Raw genomic sequence first — 4,516 nt, 5'->3', positions numbered from 1 at the left:
CTAAATCTCATTTTTACGTGTCCACTTTTTAGACTAACCTCAGAAGTGTCCGAACCTGAGCAACCTTCGGACAAAACCGATTGAAAAAAGGGAGGAAGTGTCCGAATCCCGGTTAATCGTAAAGCTTGAATCCAACAAGTTGGATTCCGAAATACAACTTAAAAAAACCGAAAAAGGGCCGGCATATGCGGACCCTTCTTTGATTCAATTATATGTTGGAAAATGAGCATCATGAATGTGCCCCGGCTCTTGTCTTTCATTTAGCTCTGCCAGTGCTGCCAGTAATACTTTCATTTGTGTTACTTTATCATGAGGCTTTCCCAATGAATGGCCGAATTCGAATCCAACTGGATGGATCGCACGAGGCGGCCTCATCAAACTGGATTGTTCAACGTCCAAGGTAATTAATGTTGTCGGAATTCCCTGTGATTCAATGCCGCGCTGCACTGTAACTACAGTGCGATGACAGAGCGGTCAGCCGGCAGTTAAGAGTACTGCATCCGCTTTGGAACGGACGACTTCTTTTACCAGCGCGGGAATGGTTTCATTATTAATTTTATTCAATCTCATGGAATAGCCCATCATTGTTAGATGTTTTTCTGCTACTCCGCCGATGTCTCCATCATCAACCATTTCCCGTAGGCGGTCGATAGGGAAAACGCAGTTAATATCCTCGTTAGGAGCATCAGTATTATAATGCTCCTTTGGGGCAGCATGGGTGACCATTAAATCCTTGGAATCAACATCTCCTGGAATAATGCGGAAGGTCGCATCTCCTTCTGACGGATTCGTGTTAAAAGGTTCCTGCTCCTTCAAATGGACGCCAGAAGTTGAAACAATCATAATGGTCATTTCATGAAGCGGTTTACTGCTAGGTGTATATGGGATGGCTTTTCTTGAGAGTTCCATACCCATCCTCCTTATTTTACTCTCTTTAATATCATTTAAAGTTTTCTTAGTACATCAAACAGCTCTTCATTATCAGGCTGCCGATCAAGTGGATGGACATCAATCCACTGTACAATACCTTCTTTATCAATGATAAACAGGGCACGTTCGGAAGCCCCGTATGCAGCCTCGCCTTTGTTTTTGCGAAGGACTCCATATTTTTCCGAAACTTCTCCATGCGGATAAAAATCGGAACAAAGCGGGTAGGAAATGCCGCCAATTGATTTTTGCCATGCATCATGACTGTGGACACTATCTACTGAAATACCCAAGACCTGGGTATCGAACTCTTCAAAACGAGGTAAATCATCCTCGTAAGAAGGCATTTGCGCGCCTCAAACTGGGGTCCAATCTAGTGGGTAAAAACAAAGAAATACATTTTTTGTTCCGCGGAATTCGCTCAAAGTAACCCTGCGGCCGCCATGTGCTTCCAAAGTGAAATCAGGTGCCTGGTCACCAACCTTTAAGGTGCTTGTTTCCGTAGCTCCTTGTGGCATGTAAATCTCTCCTTTCCAGTGATTTTTTCACGAACACCTTTCATTATTCCCATGTCCCATCTACCTTATCCCAAAATTAATTAATGGCAGAAAAATAGGTGCTTTTTGAAAATATGACTAAATGAATAAAATAATCTGGGCACGACATTCATTGATAAAATGTCGTGCCCAGATTGCCAAGATAAAGTTATGCTTTAATCGTTACGATCTCTTCGCCAAGCATTTGTGCCTGTTTTACCTTTCTAAATTTAACAAAGGAAATAATTCTCCAAGGAACAACATAGCCGACAGCAACAGTAAAGAAAAGCATACTTAGACTGATTGGATCGATGCCTGAAATAAATTGTCTTAATGCGATTCGAATTACTAGAACGGCAATCAGTGCGATAAAAAAGGTTTTATTTTTTTGTGCATAAATCTTTCTGTCATTACGAATTTCATAGTTGGTTGTAAAAATAAGCGGCACTGCAAGCAATACTCCGATTAAAGCTGCAACGCCAATTTCCCAAACTTTTAAGTGCAATTGAAATTGCAAAAGTGCAGAAAACCCCGGAAGTAAAAAGACCATCGGGAGCAATATTTTGATCCCCGACCCTTGAACCGGACGAACCATCGCCCTCGTACGTCTCCAAAATACCAATCCAAAAATCACAAAAAATATTCCATACATTGCTAAACCGTTCATTTTTTCATTCTCCTTTTCTGGTGAGTTTATTTTGAATTTCATTTTGTTTTTCTTTTCTTATTTACAACTTGATTATAAGGTCACCGGAAATTCGAATATAGTCACCTTCGTCAACAGTGATATATGACTTTAGTCATTATTTTTTTAATTTTTCAACGTTTGTTAAGGAAATGTCACACTATTGTATGAAATACGCAACTCAGGAAAAAATTTAATATGCACCCTTTTAAGTTAAAAAAGCATTTAAATAGATTAACTCCATACGTTCCAATAAGAAAAGGTTGTGAAAACCATGTCAGAAACAGATATGTCAAAATACGAGAAGAAAATTGATATTCGCAACATCCATATTGAAGACATAGATGATATTATTGCGCTGGGTAAAGTTTGCTTCCCCAACATGGACCCATGGAAGCGGGAGCAACTGCTTAGCCATATTCGAATTTTCCCTGAGGGGCAGATTTGTGTGGAATATGAGGGCAAAATCGTAGGGTCCTGTTCAAGCCTTATCGTCAATTTTGACGAATACGACGACCAGCACACCTGGGACACCATTACAGACCATGGGTATATCACGAATCACGACCCAAGTGGACTTAATTTATACGGCATTGAAGTGATGGTCGATCCTGAATATCGGCGCATGAAATTAGGCCATCGTCTTTATGAGGCTCGAAAGGAGCTTGCCGTTCGTTTAAATCTAGAAAGCATCATTATTGGCGGACGAATCCCAAACTATCACAAATACAAGGATGAAATGACAGCAAGGGAATATGTGGAGGAAGTGGAGAAGCATAACATTTATGATCCTGTATTATCCTTTCAGCTTCTGCAAGGCTTTAAAATTAAACGGATTAATACAAGCTACCTTCCAGACGACAAAGCGTCTGATTCAATGGCCACCTTGATGGAATGGAATAATGTCGATTATCGGCCAAAATCAAAGCGTATTTATCGTACATCATTCCCCGTTAGAATTTGCGTCGTCCAATATATGATGAAGAAAATTGACTCTTATGAGGATTTCAGTACACAAGTGCAATATTATGTGGACGTTGCCGCTGATTTTGGTTCCGATTTTGCGGTGTTTCCAGAAATATTCACGACCCAATTGATGTCCTTTCTTGAAGAAAAAAGGCCAGACCAGGCAGTAAGGAGGCTTTCGACCTTTACAGATCAATATATAGAACTGTTTACGCAGCTTGCTGTAAGATATAACATCAATATAGTCGGCGGAACTCATTTTATCGAAGAAGATGGAGATATTTACAATGTCGGTTTTCTTTTCCGCCGGGACGGCACGATTGAAAAACAATCGAAGCTTCATGTGACACCTAACGAGAAAAAGTGGTGGGGAATCGCTGAGGGAAATGAGATCAATGTATTTGATACAGATTGTGGAAAAGTTGCAATCCAGGTATCCTACGACATCGAGTTTCCTGAACTCTCACGAATTGCAGTTGAAAAGGGCGCCAATATTATTTTTGTCCCCTTTAGTGCAGAAGATCGGCAAAGCTATCTTCGCGTACGCTACTGTGCCCAGGCCCGTGCCATCGAAAACCAAGTTTATACCTGTATTGCCGGAACTGTGGGCAATCTAACCCATGTAGAAAACATGGATATTCAATATGCACAATCTGGTATTTTCTCGCCGGCCGATTTTGAGTTCGCAAGGGACGGGATTGTCGGGGAATGTGATGCTAACGTTGATACCGTCGTGGTTGGCGATGTTGACCTTGAGAAATTGAGACGCTCGCGGAATTCCGGTTCGATGCGGCAATTACGTGACCGGAGACATGATTTGTATCGAATTGAATGGAATGGCTTATCAAAAAAATAAATTAAAGGTGCATATACTACGGGTGATGAATAATGCCATGTCAATCGAGTGACGAATTAAAGAGATTAGTGGAAGAAGCAAAACGATGTACGAAAGATGGGAAAGTCGCAGATTATATTCCCGAGCTGGGTAAAGCAAATCCTCATGCGTTGTCGATTGCGATAAACTATCCAGACGGAAGATGTATCTCTGCAGGAGATATTGATAAAAAGTTTACCTTGCAAAGTGTTTCAAAGGTTATTAGCTTAGCATTGGTTTTAATAGAAAATGGCTTTCACTACGTGTTTGAACGGGTTGGGATGGAGCCAACCGGTGACCCGTTTAATTCAATTGCAAAGTTGGAAACCATGGCTCCAGCCAAACCATTAAATCCGATGATCAATGCCGGGGCACTTGTCGTAACTCATATGATAAAAGGGGATTCAGTAGAGGAGCGGTTCAATCGGTTATTAGGCTTTATCCGGGAATTGGCGGGCGACCCTGCCATTGGCTATAGTGAGACGGTAGCCCGGTCGGAGTTTGAATCGGCTGACTTAAACCGGGCGC

General features: G+C 41.5%; 6 protein-coding genes. 2 read left to right on the top strand and 4 right to left on the bottom strand.

What is annotated here, in order from left to right:
* Window positions 1-204: 204 nt before the first annotated feature.
* From KHB02_RS01655 to KHB02_RS01640, 4 genes are all read right to left on the bottom strand, one after another.
* Entirely contained in the window at window positions 205-447 is a 243-nt protein-coding gene (locus tag KHB02_RS01655; RefSeq protein ID WP_213116164.1) for a hypothetical protein, read from the bottom strand.
* Between the two features lie 27 nt (window positions 448-474).
* Entirely contained in the window at window positions 475-909 is a 435-nt protein-coding gene (locus tag KHB02_RS01650; RefSeq protein ID WP_213116163.1) for a glycine/sarcosine/betaine reductase selenoprotein B family protein, read from the bottom strand.
* Between the two features lie 35 nt (window positions 910-944).
* Complete coding sequence (locus KHB02_RS01645) at window positions 945-1,445, bottom strand: redoxin domain-containing protein (protein WP_241113659.1); 501 nt, start codon at window positions 1,443-1,445, stop codon at window positions 945-947.
* 187 nt (window positions 1,446-1,632) lie between these two features.
* Window positions 1,633-2,130 carry a CcdC family protein gene (locus KHB02_RS01640; protein ID WP_213140603.1) on the bottom strand — a complete coding sequence of 166 codons (498 nt, stop codon included), beginning with the start codon at window positions 2,128-2,130 and terminating at the stop codon, window positions 1,633-1,635.
* Between the two features lie 292 nt (window positions 2,131-2,422).
* Between KHB02_RS01640 and KHB02_RS01635 the strand changes: the two genes are divergently transcribed.
* Together KHB02_RS01635 and KHB02_RS01630 are read left to right on the top strand one after the other, a co-directional pair.
* Window positions 2,423-3,970, top strand: coding sequence for a bifunctional GNAT family N-acetyltransferase/carbon-nitrogen hydrolase family protein (locus KHB02_RS01635; protein WP_213140602.1), 1,548 nt, complete (start codon window positions 2,423-2,425; stop codon window positions 3,968-3,970).
* Window positions 3,971-4,002: 32 nt separating this feature from the next.
* On the top strand, window positions 4,003-4,516 hold a 514-nt coding region (locus tag KHB02_RS01630; protein ID WP_241113658.1), incomplete at its 3' end, for a glutaminase.

The sequence above is a fragment of the Neobacillus citreus genome (assembly GCF_018343545.2).
GTDB classification, from domain to species: domain Bacteria; phylum Bacillota; class Bacilli; order Bacillales; family Cytobacillaceae; genus Neobacillus; species Neobacillus citreus.
This window is presented reverse-complemented; position numbering and strand designations above follow the sequence as displayed.